Annotated in this window: 17 protein-coding genes; 7 read left to right on the top strand and 10 right to left on the bottom strand. The window is 72.1% G+C overall.

Going from position 1 to position 20,401, the window contains the following annotated elements:
- Positions 1 to 32: 32 nt before the first annotated feature.
- The 5 genes from HDA31_RS08520 (at position 33) to HDA31_RS08500 (ending at position 6,924) form a co-directional block, all read left to right on the top strand.
- The gene (locus HDA31_RS08520; RefSeq protein WP_178065684.1) at positions 33 to 1,337 is read left to right on the top strand and encodes an ABC transporter substrate-binding protein; all 1,305 of its coding nucleotides are present in this window, start codon (positions 33 to 35) and stop codon (positions 1,335 to 1,337) included.
- Positions 1,338 to 1,398: 61 nt separating this feature from the next.
- A complete protein-coding gene (locus HDA31_RS08515) occupies positions 1,399 to 2,361 on the top strand; it encodes a carbohydrate ABC transporter permease (protein ID WP_074474254.1) in 963 nt (320 codons plus the stop codon).
- The gene (locus HDA31_RS08510; protein WP_074474255.1) at positions 2,361 to 3,254 is read left to right on the top strand and encodes a carbohydrate ABC transporter permease; all 894 of its coding nucleotides are present in this window, start codon (positions 2,361 to 2,363) and stop codon (positions 3,252 to 3,254) included. The genes HDA31_RS08515 and HDA31_RS08510 overlap by 1 nt, the downstream gene beginning before the upstream one ends.
- Entirely contained in the window at positions 3,251 to 5,518 is a 2,268-nt protein-coding gene (gene yicI, locus HDA31_RS08505) for an alpha-xylosidase (protein ID WP_178065685.1), read from the top strand. Before HDA31_RS08510 ends, yicI begins: the two co-directional genes overlap by 4 nt.
- Positions 5,515 to 6,924 carry a GH1 family beta-glucosidase gene (locus tag HDA31_RS08500; protein ID WP_178065686.1) on the top strand — a complete coding sequence of 470 codons (1,410 nt, stop codon included), beginning with the start codon at positions 5,515 to 5,517 and terminating at the stop codon, positions 6,922 to 6,924. The genes yicI and HDA31_RS08500 overlap by 4 nt, the downstream gene beginning before the upstream one ends.
- Before the next feature lie 61 nt (positions 6,925 to 6,985).
- Here the strand turns inward: HDA31_RS08500 and HDA31_RS08495 are convergent, their stop codons facing one another.
- Complete coding sequence (locus tag HDA31_RS08495; protein WP_178065687.1) at positions 6,986 to 7,945, bottom strand: helix-turn-helix transcriptional regulator; 960 nt, start codon at positions 7,943 to 7,945, stop codon at positions 6,986 to 6,988.
- 61 nt (positions 7,946 to 8,006) lie between these two features.
- Between HDA31_RS08495 and HDA31_RS08490 the strand changes: the two genes are divergently transcribed.
- Entirely contained in the window at positions 8,007 to 8,441 is a 435-nt protein-coding gene (locus tag HDA31_RS08490) for a VOC family protein (RefSeq protein WP_178065688.1), read from the top strand.
- A gap of 66 nt (positions 8,442 to 8,507) precedes the next feature.
- Here the strand turns inward: HDA31_RS08490 and HDA31_RS08485 are convergent, their stop codons facing one another.
- The 7 genes from HDA31_RS08485 to HDA31_RS08455 form a co-directional block, all read right to left on the bottom strand.
- Positions 8,508 to 9,101: a nucleotidyltransferase family protein gene (locus HDA31_RS08485; RefSeq protein WP_178067627.1), complete on the bottom strand. Its 594-nt coding sequence runs from the start codon at positions 9,099 to 9,101 to the stop codon at positions 8,508 to 8,510.
- A gap of 142 nt (positions 9,102 to 9,243) precedes the next feature.
- Complete coding sequence (locus HDA31_RS08480) at positions 9,244 to 10,929, bottom strand: bifunctional 3'-5' exonuclease/DNA polymerase (protein ID WP_376701443.1); 1,686 nt, start codon at positions 10,927 to 10,929, stop codon at positions 9,244 to 9,246.
- Between the two features lie 34 nt (positions 10,930 to 10,963).
- Entirely contained in the window at positions 10,964 to 11,923 is a 960-nt protein-coding gene (locus HDA31_RS08475) for a carbohydrate ABC transporter permease (RefSeq protein WP_074474261.1), read from the bottom strand.
- A gap of 12 nt (positions 11,924 to 11,935) precedes the next feature.
- Entirely contained in the window at positions 11,936 to 12,877 is a 942-nt protein-coding gene (locus tag HDA31_RS08470; RefSeq protein ID WP_074474262.1) for a carbohydrate ABC transporter permease, read from the bottom strand.
- Between the two features lie 42 nt (positions 12,878 to 12,919).
- Positions 12,920 to 14,332 (bottom strand): N-acetylglucosamine/diacetylchitobiose ABC transporter substrate-binding protein, encoded by a 1,413-nt coding sequence (gene ngcE / locus HDA31_RS08465; RefSeq protein ID WP_178065690.1) that lies wholly within the window; start codon positions 14,330 to 14,332, stop codon positions 12,920 to 12,922.
- Between the two features lie 25 nt (positions 14,333 to 14,357).
- The gene (locus HDA31_RS08460) at positions 14,358 to 15,107 is read right to left on the bottom strand and encodes a sugar isomerase domain-containing protein (protein WP_178065691.1); all 750 of its coding nucleotides are present in this window, start codon (positions 15,105 to 15,107) and stop codon (positions 14,358 to 14,360) included.
- On the bottom strand, positions 15,104 to 16,060 hold the full coding sequence (locus HDA31_RS08455) for a MurR/RpiR family transcriptional regulator (protein WP_178065692.1): 957 nt from the start codon (positions 16,058 to 16,060) through the stop codon (positions 15,104 to 15,106). Before HDA31_RS08455 ends, HDA31_RS08460 begins: the two co-directional genes overlap by 4 nt.
- A 197-nt stretch (positions 16,061 to 16,257) precedes the next feature.
- Here HDA31_RS08455 and HDA31_RS08450 point away from each other — a divergent pair, with 197 nt between their 5' ends.
- A complete protein-coding gene (locus HDA31_RS08450; RefSeq protein WP_178065693.1) occupies positions 16,258 to 17,247 on the top strand; it encodes an N-acetylglucosamine kinase in 990 nt (329 codons plus the stop codon).
- Between the two features lie 234 nt (positions 17,248 to 17,481).
- Here HDA31_RS08450 and HDA31_RS08445 read toward each other — a convergent pair whose 3' ends face one another.
- Together HDA31_RS08445 and HDA31_RS08440 are read right to left on the bottom strand one after the other, a co-directional pair.
- Entirely contained in the window at positions 17,482 to 19,548 is a 2,067-nt protein-coding gene (locus tag HDA31_RS08445) for a HelD family protein (RefSeq protein WP_178065694.1), read from the bottom strand.
- A 236-nt stretch (positions 19,549 to 19,784) separates the two neighbouring features.
- Positions 19,785 to 20,225 (bottom strand): hypothetical protein, encoded by a 441-nt coding sequence (locus tag HDA31_RS08440; RefSeq protein WP_178065695.1) that lies wholly within the window; start codon positions 20,223 to 20,225, stop codon positions 19,785 to 19,787.
- Between the last annotated feature and the right edge of the window lie 176 nt (positions 20,226 to 20,401).

Below are 20,401 nucleotides of genomic sequence, written 5' to 3'. Positions count from 1 at the left end.
GTACCGGCTCGATACTCACGAGGAGAATGGTAATGCAACGATTCCGCACAGTCGTCGCGGCGGTGACCCTCGCCGTCGCCGCGGCGGCGTCCCTGACCGCCTGCGGTGACGACGCCGACGAGGGCGCCAGCGGCGCGAAGGTGCTCAAGCTCTGGCACTACGAGGGCGAGACCAGCGCCATGGGCGTGGCGTGGGACAAGGCGATCGAGGTCTTCAAGCAGGAGCACCCGGGCGTCGAGGTGCGCTTCGAGCGCAAGGCGTTCGAGCAGATCCAGCAGAACGCCGGGATGATCATCAACTCGTCCGAGGGCCCGGACGTGATGGAGTACAACAAGGGCAACGCCACCGCCGGCCTGCTGTCCAAGCAGGGCCTGCTCACCGACCTCACGGCCGAGGCGACCAAGCGCGGCTGGGACAAGACGCTCAGCCCGAGCCTCCAGACCACCGCCAGGTACGACGACAAGGGCGTGATGGGCTCCGGCAACTGGTACGGCGTGCCCAACTACGGCGAGTACGTGATGGTCTACTACAACAAGGACCTGTTCGACAAGAACGGGGTCAAGGTCCCGACGACGTTCGACGAGCTGACCGCCGCGATGGACACGTTCGTCGCCAAGGGCGTCACCCCGCTGGGCACCGCCGGCGCCGAGTACCCGGCCGGGCAGCTGTTCTACCAGCTCGCGCTCGCCAGGGCCGACCGGGCGTTCGTCGACAACTACCAGCTCTACAAGAACCCGGTCGACTTCAAGGCCGACCCGCTCAAGTACGGTGCGGACACGTTCGCCGAGTGGGTGAAGAAGGGCTACGTCGGCAAGGGCACCGCCAGCGCCAAGGCCGAGGACATGGGCACCGCGTTCATCGCCGGCAAGACCCCGATGATCGTCTCCGGGAGCTGGTGGTACGGCCGGTTCAAGGCCGAGATGAAGGCCAACTGGGACAGCTTCCTGTTCCCCGGCAACAAGCTGCACGCCGGCTCGTCCGGCAACATCTGGGTGGTCCCGGCGACCAGCAAGGCCAAGGACCTGGCGTACGACTTCATCGACATCACCATGCGCCCGGAGATCCAGGCCCTGATCGGCAACAACGGCGGCGTTCCGGTGTCCGCCGACCCGTCGAAGATCACCGACCCGAAGGACAAGAAGCTGATCGAGAACTTCAACGCGATCAGCTCCACCGACGGGCTGGCCTTCTACCCGGACTGGCCGGTCCCCGGCTACTACGACGTGCTGGTCTCCGGCTTCCAGGGCCTGATCAACCAGTCGAAGTCCCCCGACCAGGTGCTCGACGCGATCGCCAAGCCGTACGACGAGGGCGTCGCGGAGATCAAGCGCGGCTGACGAGGACGCCCGGCGGGCGCGCCCTGCGCGACGCGCCCGCCGGCGCACCGGAGGGACCATCATGGCTGCAACCGACGCCCTCGTCACCCGGGGCGACACCGACCCGAAGGGCCGCCGGGGCCCGCGCCGCCGTCGCGGCGACGCCGGATACTGGCTCTACCTGCTGCCCGGCGCGGTGCTCTTCGCGCTGGTCATCGGCGGGCCGCTGCTGTTCACCGGCTATCTCTCGCTCACCCGCTGGTCCGGCATCGGCGACCCGACGTTCGTCGGCCTGGAGAACTACCAGCGCCTGCTCGACGACACCGTCTTCTGGCAGTCGTTCCGCAACACCCTCGCCATGATCGTGGCGATGGTCGTGGTGCCCACCGTCGTCGGCCTGGTGCTCGCGGCGGTGCTGTTCGACACCATCGGTCGGCGCTTCAAGCCGCGCACCGCCAACGCGCTGCGGGCCGCGTTCTACCTGCCGCAGGTGCTGCCGGTCGTGGTGGCCGGCATCGTGTGGGGCTGGATCCTGCGCCCCGACGGGGCCCTCAACGGGCTGCTCGACGCCGTCGGGCTCGGCGCGCTGACGCACGACTGGCTCGGCGACCCCGACACCGCCCTGCCGGCGGTGATGGGCGTGATGATCTGGGTGCAGATCGGCTACCCGGTGGTCGTGTTCATGGCCGCGTTGCAGCGGGTCGACCCCGAGCTGTACGAGGCGGCGGAGATCGACGGCGCGGGCTGGGCCCGCCGGTTCCGGGCGATCACCCTGCCGCAGATCCGGCCGGAGACGTTCGTCGTCGCCCTCACCTGCACCATCGCCGCGATGAAGGTGTTCGGCCCGATCTACGCGCTGACCCGGGGCGGCCCGGAGAACGCCACCAACGTGCCGTCGTACTTCGCGTACTACACGTTCTTCAAGAAACTCCAGGTCGGGTACGGGTCGGCGATCTCGACCGTGCTGACGCTGATCATCGTGGTGGTGGCGCTGCTGTTCATCCGCGCGCAGCACCGCGCCGAGCGACGGGACGGGAGCGCCTGATGTCCGTCACCCTCACCCCCGCCGAGGCCCCCGCGAAGACCGGCCGGGCCGCCCGGGTGCCCGACCGGCACCACCGGGGCGTCGGCCGCTGGATCGTGCTGGCCGTGGTCACCGCCGGCGCGGTGCTCATGCTGGTGCCGTTCGTGTTCATGCTGCTCAACGCGTTCAAGACGCCCGGGCAATACTCCACGGACGGGCCGCTGAGCTGGCCGTCGGAGTTCTACACCCAGGGCCTGCGCACCTACTGGACGCAGGTCGACTTCCCGCAGAAGCTGTGGAACTCCGCGCTCATCGCCGGCTCGGTCGCGGTGCTCGCGGTCGTCGTGTCGCTGCTCAACGCGTACGCGCTGGGCATCGGCCGGGTCCGGGGCCGGCTCTGGATCGTCGGGGCGTTCCTGCTGGCCAACATGCTGCCGCAGGAGTCCCTCGTCTACCCGCTCTACTACTTCGCCAAGGAGGTGGGCCTCTACAACACCCGGCTCGTCGTGATCATCATCTTCACGGTCATCCAGAGCGCGTTCGGCACGTACCTGCTGGCCTCGGTGCTCGGCACGTTCCCCAAGAGCCTGCTGGAGGCGGCGGCGTTGGACGGGTCCGGCAAGTGGACGATCCTGTGGCGGGTCGTCCTGCCCAACGTCCGGCCCACCCTCGCCGTGCTGCTGGTCTTCTTCTTCATCTGGACCTGGAACGAGTTCCTGATCCCGCTGGTGATGCTCATCGACAACCAGACCCAGACCATCCCGGTGGCCCTCGCGTCGTTGCAGGGCGACCGGCTGATGGACGCCCCCACCACCAACGCCGGGGCGCTGATCAGCCTCGTCCCGGCGATCGTGTTCTTCCTCATCTTCCAGCGCACGCTGAGCCGCGGCATCACGGTAGGAGCCGAGAAGTGAAGTTCACCGACGGGTACTGGCAACTGCGTCCGGGGGTCACCGTGCTGCGCCCCGGCACAGTCGAATCGGTGGAGCCGGACGAACGCGGCTTCACCGTCTTCGCGCCGACCGGTCAGATCACCGGGCGGGGCGACACCCTCAACCGCCCGGTCGTCACCGTGCAGTTCTTCTCCCCCGCCCCCGGCGTCATCGGCGTGACCGTCGGGCACCACAGCGGCGGGCTGCCGAAGCAGCCGCGCTTCGCCCTCGCGGCCGGCGACGACCACCCCGTCACCGTCGAGGTCACCGGCATCAGCGCCGCCCTGACCACCGGCGAGCTGACCGCCCGCGTCACGCTCGTCGACCGGTGGCGGGTCGACTTCCTGCGCGGCGACCGCCTGGTCACCTCGTCCACCGAGCGCAGCGTCGGCGTCGTCACCGACGGTGAGGGCCGGCACTTCGTCCACGACCGGCTGGCGCTGGGCGTCGGGGAGACGATCTACGGCCTCGGCGAGCGGTTCGGCCCGTTCGTCAAGAACGGCCAGACCGTCGACATCTGGAACGCCGACGGCGGCACCGCCAGCGAGCAGGCGTACAAGAACGTGCCGTTCTATCTCAGCAGCGCCGGCTACGGCCTCTTCGTCGACCACCCCGAGCACGTGTCGTTCGAGGTCGGCTCGGAGGTCGTCTCGCAGGCCCAGTTCAGCGTCGAGGGGCAGTCGCTGACCTACTACCTGATCGACGGGCCCACCCCGAAGGACGTGCTGCGCCGCTACACCGCGCTCACCGGCCGCCCGGCCCGCGTCCCGGCCTGGTCGTACGGGCTGTGGCTGTCGACGTCGTTCACCACGTCGTACGACGAGAAGACCGTCACCGAGTTCATCGACGGGATGGCCGAGCGGGACCTGCCGCTGTCGGTGTTCCACTTCGACTGCTTCTGGATGCGGCAGTTCCACTGGGTCGACTTCGTGTGGGACCCGGCGACCTTCCCCGACCCCGAGGGGATGCTGCGCCGGCTGCACGAGCGCGGCCTGAAGGTGTGCGTGTGGATCAACCCGTACATCGCCCAGCGGTCGTACCTGTTCGAGGAGGGCCGGCAGGCCGGCTACCTGGTGCGCAACCCCGACGGGTCGGTCTGGCAGTGGGACAAGTGGCAGGCCGGCATGGCGCTTGTCGACTTCACCAACCCCGACGCGGTGGCCTGGTTCAACAGCAAGCTCAAGGTGCTGCTCGACATGGGCGTCGACTGCTTCAAGACCGACTTCGGCGAGCGCATCCCCACCGAGGTGGTCTGGCACGACGGGTCCGACCCGCAGCGGATGCACAACTACTACGCCTACCTCTACAACAAGGCCGTCTTCGAGCTGCTGGAGGCCGAGCGCGGCGTCGGCGAGGCGGTCGTGTTCGCCCGCTCGGCCACGGCCGGCGGGCAGCAGTTCCCGGTGCACTGGGGCGGCGACTGCGAGTCGACGTTCGTGGCGATGGCCGAGTCGCTGCGCGGCGGGCTGTCGCTGTCGGCGTCCGGGTTCGGCTACTGGAGCCACGACATCGGCGGCTTCGAGGGCACCCCCGACCCGGCCGTGTTCAAGCGGTGGATCGCGTTCGGGCTGCTCTCCTCGCACTCGCGGCTGCACGGCTCCGGCTCGTACCGGGTGCCGTGGGCGTACGACGACGAGGCCGTGGCGGTGCTGCGCCACTTCACCCGGCTCAAGCTGAGCCTCATGCCGTACCTGGCGGCGGCTGCCGAGGAGGCGCACCGCGACGGGGTGCCGGTGATGCGGCCGATGATCGTGGAGTTCCCGGACGACCCGATGGCCGCGTACCTCGACCGGCAGTACATGCTCGGCCCCGACGTGCTGGTCGCGCCCGTGATGAGCGCCGACGGGGAGGTCACCTACTACGTGCCCGCCGGCACCTGGACCAACCTGGTCAGCGGCGCGCAGCTCACCGGGCCGGCGTGGGTGACCGAGAAGCACGGCTACGACAGCCTGCCGGTGCTCGCCCGCCCCGGTGCGGTGATCCCGTTCGGCGCGACGCACGACCGGCCCGACTACGAGTGGGCCGACGGCGTGCGGCTGCGGCTGTTCGCGCCCGTCGAGGGCCAGCGGACCCTGGTGCGGATCCCGTCGCCCGGCGGCGGGCCGGGGGCCGAGTTCGAGGTGCGGTACGACGGCGGGGCCGCCGCCGTGGACGTGGTGGCCGGCGCGTCGTCCGGCTACGACTGTGATGTGGTGGGATCGGGGTCGCCGGGCGGCGACGTGCTGGGGACGGAGGCGAACCGGTGACGCGAGTGTTTCCCGAGGGCTTCGTGTGGGGCTCGGCGACGGCGTCGTACCAGATCGAGGGCGCGGCCACCGAGGACGGGCGGGGCCCGTCGATCTGGGACACCTACAGCCACACCCCCGGCCGCACCCTCAACGGCGACACCGGCGACGTGGCCGCCGACCACTACCACCGGTGGGCCGAGGACCTGGGGCACATCGCCGAGCTGGGGCTGGCGGCCTACCGGTTCTCGATCTCCTGGCCCCGGGTGCAGCCCGGCGGCTCCGGTGCGTTCAACCGGGCCGGGCTGGACTTCTACTCCCGGCTCGTCGACGGGCTGCTGGAGCGGGGCGTGCGGCCGGTGGCCACCATGTACCACTGGGACCTCCCGCAGGAGCTGGAGGACGCCGGCGGCTGGCCGGCGCGGGACACCGCGCTGCGGTTCAGGGACTACGCGGCCGGCATCGTCGAGGCGCTCGGCGACCGGGTGCACACCTGGACGACGTTCAACGAGCCGTGGTGCTCGGCGTACCTCGGCTACGGCTCCGGGGTGCACGCGCCGGGCCGCACGGAGCCGGCCGGGGCGCTGGCCGCCGTGCACCATCTCAACCTCGCCCACGGCCTCGCCGGCCGGGTGGTGCGCGAGCTGGCGCCGGCGGCGGAGCTGTCGGTGACGCTCAACCTGCACGTGGTGCGGCCGGCGTCGGGCTCGGCGGCCGACGCCGACGCGGTGCGCCGCATCGACGCGCTGGCCAACCGGGCGTTCCTCGGGCCGCTGCTCGACGGGGCGTACCCGGCGGACCTGCTCGCCGACACCGCGAAGGTGACCGACTGGTCGTTCGTGCGCGACGGCGACGAGCGGACGATCGCGGTGCCGCTGGACGTGCTCGGCGTCAACTACTACTCGACCACCCTGGTTCGGGCCTGGGACGGCGTGTCGGCCCGCTCGGACAACGACGGGCACGGCAGCTCGGCGCACACCCCGTGGATCGGCGCGGACGACGTGGACTTCCTGCCGCAGCCGGGCCCGTACACGGCGATGGGCTGGAACATCGAGCCCGCCGGCCTGACCGAGCTGCTGCTGCGGCTGCACCGGGAGCACCCCGGGCTGCCGCTGATGATCACCGAGAACGGCGCGGCGTTCGACGACGTGGTCACCCCCGACGGCCGGGTCCACGACGACCGACGGCTGGACTACCTGCACCGGCACGTCGACGCGGTCGGCGCGGCCATGGACGCGGGCGCGGACGTGCGCGGCTACTTCGTCTGGTCGCTGCTGGACAACTTCGAGTGGGCGTGGGGCTACGACCGGCGCTTCGGCATCATCCGCGTCGACTACGACACGCAGGAGCGGATCTGGAAGGACAGCGCCCACTGGTACCGGGGCCTGGCCACCACGGGCCGGCTGGAGCCGCCGGCCCCCGCCTGACCGGCCCGCGCGCCGGAGCCGTTCGTCCGCCCGGCGGCGAGCGGCTCCGGCGCGCGTTCCGTCAGCCGGGGCCGGCCATCGCCGCCAGGCGGCGGGCGAGCCGGGCGAGGGCCTGCCGCAGCTCCGCCGGCTCCAGCACCTCCGCCTCGAAGCCGAGCCGGGCCACGTGCAGGGCGAGCCAGTCGAGGTCGTCCCCGCCGACGACGAGCACGCACCAGCCGTCGCGGTCGTCCTCGACCCGCCCCACCTGCGGCGGCACCAGCTCCCGCAGCACGTCGGGCGGGGCGTGCACCCGCACCCGGGCGAGATGCCGGTACGGCGCCTCGGCCACGGCCCGCCGCACGTGGGCGACCGGGTCAGGGTGCTCCCGCGCCCGGAAGCGCCACGTCGTCGCCACCGCCTCGCGCATCCGGTCCAGCCGGAACGTGCGCCAGTCGCCGCGGTCGACGTCCCACGCCATCAGATACCAGCGGCGGCCGGTGGTGACCATCCGCACCGGCTCGACGGTGCGGTCGCGTTCCCCGCCGTCGCGGCCGGCGTAGCGGAACCGGACCCGCAGGGCGTCGCGGCAGGCCCGGGCGAGGGTCACCAGCAGCTCCGCGTCGATCTCGACGCCGGGGCCGAGCAGGGTGTCGGTGGCAGCGTGCACCGCCCGCACCTCGGCGCGCAGCCGGGCGGGCAGCACCTGGTCGAGCTTGGCCAGCGCCCGCAGCGCCGCCTCCTGCGCCCCGGCGACCGTGCCGCCCGAGGCCAGCCGCAGGGACACCGCCGTCGCGATCGCCTCCTCGTCGTCGAGCAGCAGCGGCGGCAGCCGGGTGCCGGCGCCGAGCCGGTAGCCGCCACCGACGCCCGCCGCCGCGTGCACCGGGTAGCCGAGCGCGCGCAGCCGCTGGACGTCGCGGCGCACCGAGCGGTCGGTGACCCGCAGCTCGGCGGCGATCTCGGCGGCGGTCCAGGACGGTCGCCGCTGCAACAGCGCCAGCAGCCGCAGCACCCGCTCGGTCGTCGCCTCGACGGTCACCCGTCGATCGTTGCACAGATCTAGGAACGTACCTGTCCGCGATATGCCGGAGGCTGACGCCATGACCGACGTTCAGATCACGTTCGACTGCGCCGACCCGGCCGCGCTGGCGGCCTTCTGGGCCGCGGCCCTCGGCCATCAGGTGCAGGCCCCGCCGCCCGGCTTCGAGTCGTGGGAGCAGGCGCTGGAGGCGATGGGCGTGCCGCCCGAGCGCCGCGACTCCGCCTCGGCGGTGGTCGACCCCGCCGGCACCGCGCCGCGGCTGTTCTTCCAGCGGGTGCCGGAGCCCAAGCGGGTCAAGAACCGGGTGCACCTCGACGTGCGGGCGGCCCCGGGGCTGGTCGGCGACGCGCGGATGGCGGCCCTGGAGGTGGCGGCCGAGCGGCTCGTCCGCCTCGGCGCGACCCGGTTGCGCCGGCACGAGCCCGCCGCACCGCTCGACGCGGGGCACCTCGTCATGGCCGACCCCGAGGGCAACGAGTTCTGCCTCGACTGATCGCCCCGACCGGGCGGGCCGCGTCACTCGCCGCTCGACCACGCTGCGTGCGATCGCGGGAACGCGCTACGCGCCGACGCGCTGGGGCGGAACGGTCAAGCCGTACAGGGCCATCAGCTCCGGGGTGTCGACGCGGCTGCCGTCGGCCACCGAGTCGCAGGAGATGTCGACGATCTGGTCCTTGTGCGCCAGCAGGTAGGGCCGGGCCCCGACGTCGGCGCTGGCCAGGGTGGCGATGCCGGACCAGTGCCGGCGGCCGAACAGCATCGGGTAGCCACGCAGCCCGTCGTAGGTGGCGCAGACCAGCACGTCGGGGTACGGCAGCGCGGCGACCCGCCGCACGGCCGCCGGGGTGAGCCCCGGCATGTCCACCGGGACCACGACCACCGCCTCGATCCGCTGGTCGGTCAGCGCCGCGAGGCCGGCCCGGATCGACGAGCCGACGCCGGTGCCCCAGGCGCGGTTGACCACCACCGTGGCCCGGGTCAGGTCGGCGGCCTGGCGCACCTGGTCCGCCGCCGCGCCCAGCACCACCACGATCTGCGCGCAGCCCGCCTCGGTCATCGTGTCGATCATGCGGTCCACCAGGGGCTGGTCGCCCTGGTGGAGCAACGCCTCGGGGCCGCCGAGGCGGCGTCCGCCGCCCGCCGCGATGATCATTCCTGCGATACGCACACCGGGTGCAACGAGCACCCCCGGGATGAGTGTCGGGGCGAAACGGATATTTGCCGCACTCGGGGTGCCGTGCCGGGCGGCCCGGGCCGGCCCGCCCCGGGCCGCCGGGCTGCCGCCTGCGGGCAGGTCAGGCGTCCGCGTAGCAGGCCACCACCGACAGGTCCAGCGGGAAGCGGACCGGGGTGTCGCCGAACAGCAGCGCGGTGGCCCGCTCGCCGCTGGCGCGGACCGCCTCGGCCACCGCGTCGGCCTGCCCGGCCGGGCAGTGCACGATCACCTCGTCGTGCTGGAAGAAGACCAGCTCGGCGTCGCTGCCGGCGAGCGCCGTGCGCAGCGTGGCCAGCAGCGTGGAGGCCCACTCGGCGGCGGTGGCCTGGATGACGAAGTTGCGGGTGAACCGGCCCCGGGAGCGGGCCGCCCGCGCCCGGGGCCCCTGCGGGTCGGCCGCCGCCTCCGGGTCGACGCCCGCGTCGTCGCCGTCGGCGAAGCCCGCCGCGCCGGGCGGGCAGGTGCGCCCCAGCCAGGAGCGCACCAGGCCGCCGGCCTCGCCGGTGCGGGCCGCCGCCTCCACGTACGCGAAGGCCGTCGGATAGTTGCGGCGCAGCACCGCGAGGGCGGGGACCGCCATCCCGCCGGTCTGCCCGTACATGGCACCGAGCAGGGCCACCTTGGCCCGGGGCCGGTCGCCGCCGAAGGAGTCCCGGGCCAGGGCGGCGTAGAGGTCGCCCGCCCCGCCGGCCGCGGCCAGCCGGGCGTCGCCGGAGACCGCCGCGAGCACCCTCGGCTCCAGCTGGCCGGCGTCGGCGACGACGAGCCGCCAGCCCGGGTCGGCCACCACCGCCCGCCGGATCACCTTGGGGATCTGCAAGGCCCCGCCGCCCCGGGTGGCCCACCGCCCGGAGACGACGCCGCCGGGGACGTACTCCGGGTGGAACCGGCCGTCGCGCACCCAGGCGTCGCGCCAGGCCCAGCCGTGCGCCGTCCAGATCCGGTAGAGCTCCTTGTGCTCCAGCACCAGCGGCACCGCCGGATGGTCGACCCCGCGCAGCGCCCAGGCCCGGGTGTTGGGCAGCTCCACCCCGGCGCGGGCAAACGCCCGCAGCAGCTCGGCCGGGGAGTCGGCGTGCACCTGGCGCAGGCCGAACGCCTCGGCGATGCGGGCGGCCAGCTCGGCCAGCCGGCGGGGCGGGCCGCCGACCGGGGACGGCTCGCCGAGCAGCCCGGTGAGGAGCTCGTCGTGCACCTCGGCCCGCCAGGGCAGGCCGGCCGCCCCCATCTCCGCCGCGACCAGCGCGCCGGCCGACTCGGCGGCCACCAGCAGCCGGAACCGGCCCGGGTGGGCGGTGGCGGCGATCCGGTCGAGCTGGTCGGCGTACACCCGGGCCAGGGCCTCGACGGCGGGGCCCGGCGGGCCGGGCAGGGTGTCGAAGAGCGCGCCCTGGCCGTGGCCGGGCGGCTCGGCCGCGCGGGGCGGCGGGTCCGGCGGCACGGGCGCGCCGGTCAGCCGGGCCCACGCGGCGGCCGGCGAGCGGGGCTCGCCCCAGCGGCCGGCGTGCCCGAGCAGCAGCGACTCGGTCAGCTCGACGTCGTGGCAGCGGTCGAGCCGGACCCCGGCGCGCAGCAGCGCCGGGTAGACCGTGACGCCGCTGCCCCAGACCCAACGGGGGCGCGCGGCGGCCTCCCGGGCGGCGACGGCGGCGGCGAGGTCGGCGACCCGCTCGGCCGGGCCGGTGGGGCGGCCGGCGGGGTCGAGGGGCAGCAGCGCTCCCCCACCCCGGTCGTCCGCCTCCACCGCCACCAGCACGGACGCGATTCTGCCTCGACCGTACGACGCTCCCGCGCGGCGGTTACTTGCTCACCCCGGCGGTCAGGCCGGACTGCACCTGGCGCTGGAACACGATGTAGACGATGAGCACCGGCAGCATCGCCATGGTCACCCCGGCGAAGAGGCCCGACCAGTCGGACTTGTAGCCCTGGTTGACGGACAGCTCGATGAGCCCCTGGGCGATCACCTGGTTCTTCGGCTCCCCGGCGACCGACTGCATCAGCAGCGTCGGAAGGTACCACTGGTTCCACTGGCCGAGGACGTTGAAGATGCCGATGCTGATCAGGCCCGGCTTGGCCATCGGCAGCATGATGCTGAAGAACAGCCGGCTGTGCGAGGCCCCGTCGACCATCGCGGCCTCGGCGATCGAGTCGGGCAGCGTGCGGAAGAACGAGTGCATGAAGAAGACCGTGAACGACAGCGACCAGGCGACGTAGACGAGGATCAGCATGAGGTGCCGGTTCGGGCCCAGCAGCGGCAGGACGATCCCCATGTTGTAGACGCCCTTGAACAGCGGCACGGCGGCGAGGTAGATGGGCAGGGTCAGGCCGGACAGGAACATGTAGTAGATCAGCCGGTTGCCGGGGAACTCGTAGCGCGCCAGCACGTACGCGGCCATCGAGCCGAGCAGCATGGTCAGGAACACGCTGCCGACCAGGACCAGCAGCGTGTTGAGGAAGAACGCGCCGAGGTGCCCCTCGCCCCAGGCGCGGGTGAAGTTGTCCCAGTGCAGCTTGTCGGGGATCAGCGACAGCGGCTCGCGGATGACCTCCGAGTCGTCCTTGAACGCCGACATCACCACCCACAGCAGCGGGTAGATCACCATCACGGCCCAGACCACCAGGAACAGGTGCGAGAAGCCGTTGAAGAAGCGCCCGCCCAGCTCCCGGCCGCGGCTGACGAGGCCCCGGCTCGGCGCGGGGCGGGGGGCCGGACGCCCGGGGCGGGCCCGCTCGCCGGACGGGTGGGTCACCGTGCTCATCGTCGGGTCTCCTCAGTACTCGATCCGCTCACGGCGGGTGATCCGGAGCTGGAGAGCGGCCAGCAGGATCGTGAAGATGGCCAGCGCCACGCCCATCGCGCAGGCGTAGCCGAACTGCCCCTTCTGGAACGCGGTGAAGTTGAGCACCGACGCGAAGATCTCGCTGGCGTGGTTCGGCCCGCCCTGGCTCGGGGTCATGACGAAGACCAGGGCGTACATGTCCAGCGCGATGAAGCCCAGGTAGACCCAGGCCACCGAGATGGTGTCCCGCAGCAGCGGCAGGGTGATCCGGAAGAACGTGTCGAACCGGCCGGCGCCGTCGAGGAGGGCCGCCTCGTAGATGTCCTTCGGGATCGACTGCATCGCCGCCGAGAAGAGCACCATGTAGAAGCCGGCGCCGCTCCACACGGCGATGAACAGCAGCCACCACAGCACGGCGGGCACGCCGAGGAACGGCTCGGGGTCGGCGGTGAACCCGATCGGGTTGTCGGCGTCGACCAGCCCGATCTTCATCAGCAGGCCGTTGATCAGGCCCTGGTTGTCCGACCGGTAGATCTGCTGCCACATCACGGCGATCACCACGAGCGACAGGACCTGCGGGAAGAAGAAGATGACCTTGTAGAGCCCGGAGCCGAACACCCCCCGGATGCCGGCCCTGTCCTCGCGTCCGCCCACGTTGAGCAGGAACGCGAGGAACAGGGCCAGCGCGATCGTGAACAGCGGCACGGTGACCAGGAAGAACACGTTGTGCCAGAACGCCTTCCGGATCAGCTCGTCGGAGAACAGCCGGACGTAGTTGTCCAGCCCGACGAACTCCTGCTTGTCGGAGTAGCCGCCCCAGTTGGTCAGCGAGTATCCGGCCGCCTGGGCGAAGGGCCACACCACGTAGAAGAGGTACAGCGCGACGGGGAGGGCGAGGAAGCCCGTGACGAAGCGCGCGACACCGTGCCGCATTCCACTCACTCTCTCGAACGGATCAGTGGGCCGCCACCGGGATCAGGCGCGGGTCTGCTTCTTGACCGACGAGTCCTTGGCGACCTTGTCGGCGGCCGCCTGCATCTTGTCGACGAACTGCTGCGCGGTGAGCCGGCCGGCCATCAGCTCCTCGGAGAGGTTCTGGCTCTCCTTGTCCAGGTCGGCGTAGAAGTCGAAGAGCTTGGTCTTGATCAGGTCCTTCGGCGCGTTGCGCATCAGCTCGTTGGCGCTGGCCAGCGCCGTGTCCTGCACGCCGTCGCCGGAGCCCTTGGTGGAGGCGAGCGACTTGGTCAGCTCGGCGAACTTGGCGGAGCCGGACTTCGACAGCACGGCCCGCAGGAACTCCTTCGCCGCCGCCTTGTTCGGGGCCTTGCTCGGCACCACGAGGCCCTCGCCCGCGCCGGCGAAGACGTCCTTGGGCGCCTTGTCGGTGGCCCCGAGGCCCCAGTAGTCCGACAGCTTCATCTCGAAGCCCGGCGGGATCGTCGCCGCCATCTCGTTCTTCAGCCAGGTGCCGACCTGGATGAACGCCGCCTTGCCGTCGAGCCACGCCTGCTGGGACTGGGTGTGGTTGAGGTTGCCCGGCAGCAGCAGCCGGTCCTTGACCAGCTTCTCCCACGCCTGGAGGGCGGGCAGCACCCCGTCGGCCTTCCAGGCGTTCTCCTTCAGGTTGTCGATGTCGACGACCGCCTGCCGGCCGGCGGACTTCCAGATCGTCGCCATCAGCGCCCAGCGCGGGTAGTAGCCGTGCACGGCGTCGTGCACGTACGGGGCGATGCCCTTGGCCTTGATCTTCGGCGCGAGGGCGAAGAACTCGTCGAACGTCGTCGGCGGCTGCCAGCCCTCCTTGGCGAACAGCGCCCCGTTGTACCAGTTGCCCCACACGGTGAAGGCCACGTTGACGACGTAGAACTTGCCCTGGAAGGTGCCGTCCTCGACGGTGCCGGGCAGCAGCGTGTCGGCGACGGTGCCCTCGCTGTCCCACGCCGGGGCGGTGAGCAGGTCGTCCAGGGGCTCGATCGCGCCCTCGTTGACCAGGGTGCTGATGTCCATCATGTCGGCGCCCGAGTTCATGACGAGGTCGCTCGGCTGCGTCGCCATCTTCGGCTGCTCTTCGGTCTTGATCTTCTGGGTGGAGCTCATGTTGACCGTCACGCCCGCGTGCTTGGCGGCGAAGACGGCCTTGTCCTCGTTGGCCCACTGGTCGCCGAGGCCCCCGTTGAAGATGACGACCTTGACGGCGCTGCCGTCCTTGACGCCGAACGGGTTGTCCTTGCTCTTGGCGACGCCGGTGTCGTCGGACTTGCTCGGCTCGCTGCCGGCGCAGGCGCTGAGCAGGCCCACGGCGGGGGTGACGAGCAGGCCCGCCGCGGCGGCACGGCGCAGCAGGGTCCGACGGCTCAGATCGGCCGGGTGCTCGGGGGTAACCGACATCGTTGTCTCTCCTTGAGGTGTCGAATCAGGCGGTGCGCCGGAGACGCCCGGCGTACCGCGACTCGAGGGCGAGGTTGTGCTCGTCCCCACCGGGGACGTTGGCGGAGAGGTAGATAGGGGGTACCTCCCCGGCCTGGTGGAACCGTCGTACGACCTCCGCGGTCACCAACTGCGCCAGCAGCGCGGCGGTGACCGAGGAGACCGCACAGACCGCGCCGCCGCCGGAGAGCGGCAGCAGTGCGTCACCGTACGGCGCGCCGTTGTCCAGCACGACGTCGGCGAGGTCGACGAGCCGGCGCCCCGACGGGTGCCGGGGGGCGACCCGCGAGGTGTGCTCGACCGAGGTGACCGCGATCAGCGGGTGGCCGTGCCCGGTGACCAGCGTCGCCAGCTCGACCACCGAGCCGTTGATGCCGGACTGGGACGCGATCAGGAAGACGTCGCCCGGCTGCGGGGCGGCGAGGGCGTAGAGCTGGTGGGCGACGGCCGGGTCGCGTTCCAGCTTGGGGTCGGCGAGCACGGCGCGGGGCGCGTCGCCGTGCAGCACGAGGTCGTGCAGGGAGATCCGGTTGGTGGGGACCAGCCCGCCGGCCCGGGCGACCAGTTCGGCGGCGAACGCCTCGGAGTGGCCGGCGCCGAACGCCTGGAGCACCCCGCCGGCGCGCAGGCCGGCGGCGATCAGGTCGGCGGCGCGGCCGACCGCCCCGGCCTGCGAGTCGACGACCCGGTCGAGGACGGGCCGGACGGCCTCGGCGTACCCCTGTGCGCTGATCATGCGGTGGCCCCCTTCGCGGCCTTGTGCCCGTCGACGGCCTGGGCGGTGCGCCGGAAGGCCGCGTGGGCGCGGTCGTGGGTGCGCTGGGCGACGGCGATGTAGAGCAGGTCGAGCACGACGAGCTGCGGGTGCCGGGCCGACAGCGCGTCGGGGCGGAACGTGGTGGCCTGACTGGCGGTGAGCAGCACCAGGTCGGCCAGCTCGGCCAGCGGCGAGCGGGGGAAGCCGGTGAGCGCGACGGTGGTCGCGCCCCGGCTGCCGGCCTCGGCGAGCAGCTCGATGGTCTCCCGGGTCTGCCCGCTGTGCGAGATGCCGAGCGCCACGTCGCCGGGGCCGAGCAGCGCGGCGCTGGCCAGCCCCTCGTGCACGTCGCTCCAGGCCCAGGCGGCCACCCCGATGCGGTGCAGGCTGAACTGCATCTCCTCGCCGACCAGCGCGCTGCCGGACGCGCCGAAGATGTTGACCCGGCTGGCCCCGGCGATCGCCACCGCCGCCCGTTCCACCTGGGCGAGGTCGAGCAGCGCGGCGGTGTCGTGCATGGCCCGGGTGTCGGCGGCCATGATCTGACCGAGCACCCGCTCCAGGGGGTCGCCGGGCTGGATCTCCCGGCCGATGTCGACGGTCCAGCCGGCGGAGCGGGCCCGGCCGGTCTCGGCGGCGATGCCGAGGCGCAGGTCGGCGTAGCCCTCGAAGCCCATCGCGCGGCAGAACCGGGTGATGGTGGCCGGGGAGGTGCCGCTGCGCTCGGCCAGCTCGACGATGGTGGCCCGCGCGGCGGCCTCCGGGTCACTGAGCACGTGCTCGGCGACGCGGCGTAGCGCGCCGGTGAGCTCGCCCGCGCCGGCCCGGACGCGGGCGAGCACGCCGTCGGTGGGCAGACCGGCCCGCCGGTCGGCCGCGTCGGCGTCGACCACGGCGGCGCCCCGGGGGGTGTCGACCTCGTGATCCACCATGCGACGCCTTTCGGAAAAGAGTGTTAACTGTTAGTGGTAAAAGTTCTTACTGAAGGGCCCTCCGTGTCAAGACCGTGGTCGAAGTTTTCAAACTGTTACCTGACGCGACGCCGCCGGCGCGCCCGGGGACCTTGCCCCGCGCGGCCGGGCCGACCAGCATGAATCCGCCCGCACCGCCGACCCGGGAGGCGCACCGGATGTCCGACACCGTCGTGGTCGGCCTCGACGTCGGGGGTACGTCCACCCGGGCGCTCGCCGTGACGCTGGCCGGGGAACGCCTCGGCACCGGCCGGGCCGGCGGCGGCAACCCGACCAGCCATGGCGCCGAGCGGGCCGCCGCAGAACTCCTGACCGCCCTGCGCGCCGCCCTGTCCGGCGTGGACCCGGCCCGGGTGCGGGCCGGCACGATCGGGCTCGCCGGGGCGGGACGGCTGCTCGCCGACCCCGCCGGACGGGCGGCGTTCGACGGGGCGTGGCGCGACGCGGGCCTGCGCTGCCCGTACGCGGTGCACGGCGACGCCCTCGTGGCGTACGCCTCCGGCACGCCCCACGCGCACGGCACGGTGCTGATCGCCGGCACCGGCGCGATCGCCGCGCAGGTCCGCGACCTGCGGCTGGACCGGGTCGCCGACGGCCACGGCTGGCTGCTCGGCGACGCCGGCTCCGGATTCTGGCTGGGCCGGGAGGCCGTCCGCCGGCTCCTCGCCGACCTGGACGCGGGGCGCGCCCCGGGGCCGCTGGGCCGCCGGGTGCTCGCCGAGCTGCTCGGCGTCGACCGGGTCGCCGACCGGCCCCGCGACACCGTCGACGCCGTCGTGCAGGCCGTCACCCGCCGGCCGCCGGTCGAGCTGTCCCGGCTCGCGCCGCTGGTGGTCGCCGCCGCCGTCGCGGCCGAACCGGTCGCCGCGGGGCTGATCGGGGCGGCCGCCGGCCACCTCGCCGACAGCGCCGCGCGGATCCGCCCGGCCGGCTCGACCGACCCGGTGGTCCTCGGCGGCGGGCTGCTCACCGGCGACACCCCGCTGGCCGCCGCCGTCGGGGCGGAGCTGGCCCGGCGGTGGCCGGACGCGCCGCTGACCCCCGCCGGCGACGGGGCCGCCGGGGCGGCCTGGCTCGCCGCCCGCGACCTGCCCGAGGTCGCCGACCCGGCCGCCCTGCACCTGCTGCTGGTGCCCGCGGCGGCCTGACTGGACGTTTCCTTCACCTTCGCGCCAGTGTGACCGATTGGCACCTCGGCCCCAGCAGGGGCAACATGGCCCACTCAGGCCAGAATGGCCCCATCCCACCCGGCTCAACTCTGACCGGAAACGCAGCATTTCATCCCGGGATCATGTCCGGTTCCCTGCCGGGCGTTGTGCCTGGCGAGGAGGGTGCGTGCGGGTTTGACGGGTCGGCCGGCGATGCGGCGACGTGGGTGCTGATCAGCGGGCCAACGCCTCCGGAAGAGGGCCGGCGTGCAGGACGTCCAGCCGGGAGACGGCTCGGGTGAGAACCACGTAGAGGCGGTGCCGGCCTCGCGGTTCGGCGCGGACGACCTCGTCCGGTTCCACCACCACGACGTGGTCGAACTCCAGACCTTTCGCCAGGATGGCGGGCAGGACGGTGACCCGATGCTCGTCGTCCTGCTCAGCCGTGTCGACGGCGATGTCCGCCCGCAGCAGGGCCTCGGTGATCTCGCCGACCCTTGCGTCGGTCGCGATGACCGCGATGGAACCTTGTTGATCAAGGGCCGCCCGGACACGATCGACCGTGGCGGCTAGCAGGTCTTGTTCGTGGCGTACGGTGAGTTCCCCATCGGCGCGGACGGAGTGCGTGGCCGGTGCGGTGACGTGCAGCTCGGGCAGGAGCTTGTTGGCGAACGCAAGCACCACGGCAGGAACGCGGAAACCGGTGGTCAGCGCGGTCACCGGCGCATCGGGTTTGCCGAGATGCGCCATCTGCTCGTGCCAGTCGGCGGCTGCCCATGCGGTGGTGCCCTGGGCCAGGTCACCCAACACAGTCAGCGAGCCGTGCCGGCTGCGGCGCGCCAGTGCGCGGCACTGCATGGCAGACAGATCCTGCGCCTCGTCGACGACGAGGTGGCCGAACCCTTCCGGGTGATCGATCAACCCGGCGATCTCGTCCAGCAGTACCACGTCGGCGGTCGACCAGGCCGCGCTCTTGAAGCTGCGAGGCGGCTTGCGCCAGAGCAGGGCTGCCTGTTCCTGGTCGGTCAGGATGCCGTCAGCAGCCCAGGCCAGCATCGCCTTGTCGCTGAACAAGTTCGTGAGCAGTTCTTCCGGGCGGATCTTGGGCCAGGCCTGGTCGAGGACGGCGACCACCGGCCGGGCGCGTCCGGTCTTCTCCAGCCATTTGTGGCCGGGCGTCTCGGCGCGGTACTCCAGCTGCCGCTGCAGCAGTGCGACGATGCGTGCGCGCAGACGCTCCCGGCCGACGCCGTAGGGCATGTCCTCGCTTCGGACGGTCTCCACCTCCCGGATCAGGACGTTGAGCGGAATCCGTAACCGGTAGGAGCCGTCCGGCAGCGCGATCGGCTCGGTGGGTGTGCGGATCAGTCCGGTCAGGGCGCGGTGCAACACCTGGGCCATCCGCGCGTCGTGCTTGACGAGCGCGGCCTCCGGGCTGTCCTGCGCACGAATGCTCTGCCGGCCGAGCACCTCTTCCAGGGTTCGCTGCTGGACATCCACCTCCCCGAGCGCCGGTAGCACCGCGGAGATGTAGTGCAGGAATGCCGGGTTGGGACCGACGACCAGGACACCTGTGCGCTTGAGCTGGAGCCGATGGGCGTAGAGCAGGTAGGCCGCGCGGTGCAGCCCGACCGCGGTCTTGCCGGTGCCCGGACCGCCCTGCACGCACAGTGACCGGTCCAGGTCGGTACGCACCAGTTCGTCCTGGTCGGGCTGGATGGTGGCGACGATGTCGCGCATGGGGCCGACGCGGGGCCGTTCGATCTCCCTGGTCAGCAGTTCGCTGGTGGTGCCGAGTTCCTCACCCCGGTCGAGTCGCTCGTCCTCGAAGCCGGTCAGTTCCACCGGATGCCGGGTGGTCCAGCCGAAGCGCCTGCGTGCGGCGACACCGAGCGGGTTGCGGGCGCTCGCTCGGTAGAAGATCGAGGAGACGGGCGCGCGCCAGTCGATGACGAGCGGTTCGCCGTGCTCCTCGTTGATGCGCCGCCGGCCGATGTAGTAGTTCTGGCCCAGGTGTTCGCCCGCGCCCTCGTCGGTACCGAACTGCAGCCGGCCGAAGTAGAGCGGGCTGTCGGGTTCCTCGGCCAGTTCCTTGGCATAGCTCTTCAGGAACCTGCCGAGAGTCTCCGAGGTGTAGCGGTCACCGGCTACTTGCTCTCCGGTGGCGACCCGCATCCGTGCGTGGTCCAGCATCCAGGACAGCGCCTTGCGGGCGCGCTCGAGGAATGCCAGCTCTGTCAGGAACTCGTGATCAAGTTCGTGTTCCTGATCAAGATGGCCATGGGGGGACGCGGAGGCCATGGTCTGCCTTTCGATGCTCGCGTGCCGGACGCCGTGTCGGCCCGGAAGACATCTTAACCGAGTAACAATTTTTACTCGGTCACCAACCTGCCTGGTGGCTCGCTTGCTGCAGTGGCGCCAGGGGAGCCGAGGTGGGTGGGCCACACAGGCTGAAGGGCCGGGCCCCCTGACGATGGGAAGCCCGACCCCGCTGGCCCGATCTTCTCGACGGGCGCGTCCGCGCGTCGCGCCCGCGATCAGGCCCGCGTGCTGATGATCGACGTCCAGCACTGCCGATCCGCGTCAGGACTGTCGCAGATCCGCAGCTTGATCAGGCTGTTCTCGTGCATGTCCTTGTTGCAGTAACCCCACCCGGCCGACGTGAAGGTGCAGGTGCCCTGCCGGTAGAGCGTGCTGTCGCTGGGGTAGTAATTCCACCACACCGCCGTGGGCGTGTCGCCGAGCGAACTGTTGTTGGAAACCCACAGCACGTCCCCGTACGGCTGCCAACAGGCGACGGAGTTGCTGAACGGGTCCGCCGCCGTGCAGTCCTTGGCGTAGCCGTTGTCAACGGTTCCCCGGGTGGCCTGGTTCCGCTCCCAGCTGACCGCCAGGGCCGGGCTCGACCACGACACGGCGGCGAACAGACCAATCGTCAGCGCGACCACACCCGCAGCCGCCCGCCTTGCCAGATCCATCAATCTTCTCCTCTCGACAGACACGCTTTGGACATCCCTTGGTGCTCCGAACGCTCGGCCCGGTGCCGCCCGTTGCCGGGCGGCACCCCCCCGTCGGGCCGAAACGACCGGCGCGCGGCGGTCGCCATTCGCACAGGCTGGGCACCCCCGACGCCCCTTACCTCGACCAGGATGGC

It is taken from the genome of Micromonospora carbonacea (assembly GCF_014205165.1).
Classification (GTDB): Bacteria; Actinomycetota; Actinomycetes; order Mycobacteriales; family Micromonosporaceae; genus Micromonospora; species Micromonospora carbonacea.
This window is presented reverse-complemented; position numbering and strand designations above follow the sequence as displayed.

Coding starts and splice junctions, on each gene's coding strand:
- HDA31_RS08510 (WP_074474255.1), top strand. CDS start 2,361: ATGTCCGTCACCCTCACCCCCGCCGAGGCCCCCGCGAAGACCGGCCGG.
- HDA31_RS08440 (WP_178065695.1), bottom strand. CDS start 20,225: ATGGATCTGGCAAGGCGGGCGGCTGCGGGTGTGGTCGCGCTGACGATT.
- HDA31_RS08520 (WP_178065684.1), top strand. CDS start 33: ATGCAACGATTCCGCACAGTCGTCGCGGCGGTGACCCTCGCCGTCGCC.
- HDA31_RS08455 (WP_178065692.1), bottom strand. CDS start 16,060: ATGGTGGATCACGAGGTCGACACCCCCCGGGGCGCCGCCGTGGTCGAC.
- HDA31_RS08470 (WP_074474262.1), bottom strand. CDS start 12,877: ATGCGGCACGGTGTCGCGCGCTTCGTCACGGGCTTCCTCGCCCTCCCC.
- ngcE (WP_178065690.1), bottom strand. CDS start 14,332: ATGTCGGTTACCCCCGAGCACCCGGCCGATCTGAGCCGTCGGACCCTG.
- HDA31_RS08515 (WP_074474254.1), top strand. CDS start 1,399: ATGGCTGCAACCGACGCCCTCGTCACCCGGGGCGACACCGACCCGAAG.
- HDA31_RS08490 (WP_178065688.1), top strand. CDS start 8,007: ATGACCGACGTTCAGATCACGTTCGACTGCGCCGACCCGGCCGCGCTG.
- HDA31_RS08475 (WP_074474261.1), bottom strand. CDS start 11,923: ATGAGCACGGTGACCCACCCGTCCGGCGAGCGGGCCCGCCCCGGGCGT.
- HDA31_RS08450 (WP_178065693.1), top strand. CDS start 16,258: ATGTCCGACACCGTCGTGGTCGGCCTCGACGTCGGGGGTACGTCCACC.
- HDA31_RS08485 (WP_178067627.1), bottom strand. CDS start 9,101: ATGATCATCGCGGCGGGCGGCGGACGCCGCCTCGGCGGCCCCGAGGCG.
- HDA31_RS08460 (WP_178065691.1), bottom strand. CDS start 15,107: ATGATCAGCGCACAGGGGTACGCCGAGGCCGTCCGGCCCGTCCTCGAC.
- HDA31_RS08445 (WP_178065694.1), bottom strand. CDS start 19,548: ATGGCCTCCGCGTCCCCCCATGGCCATCTTGATCAGGAACACGAACTT.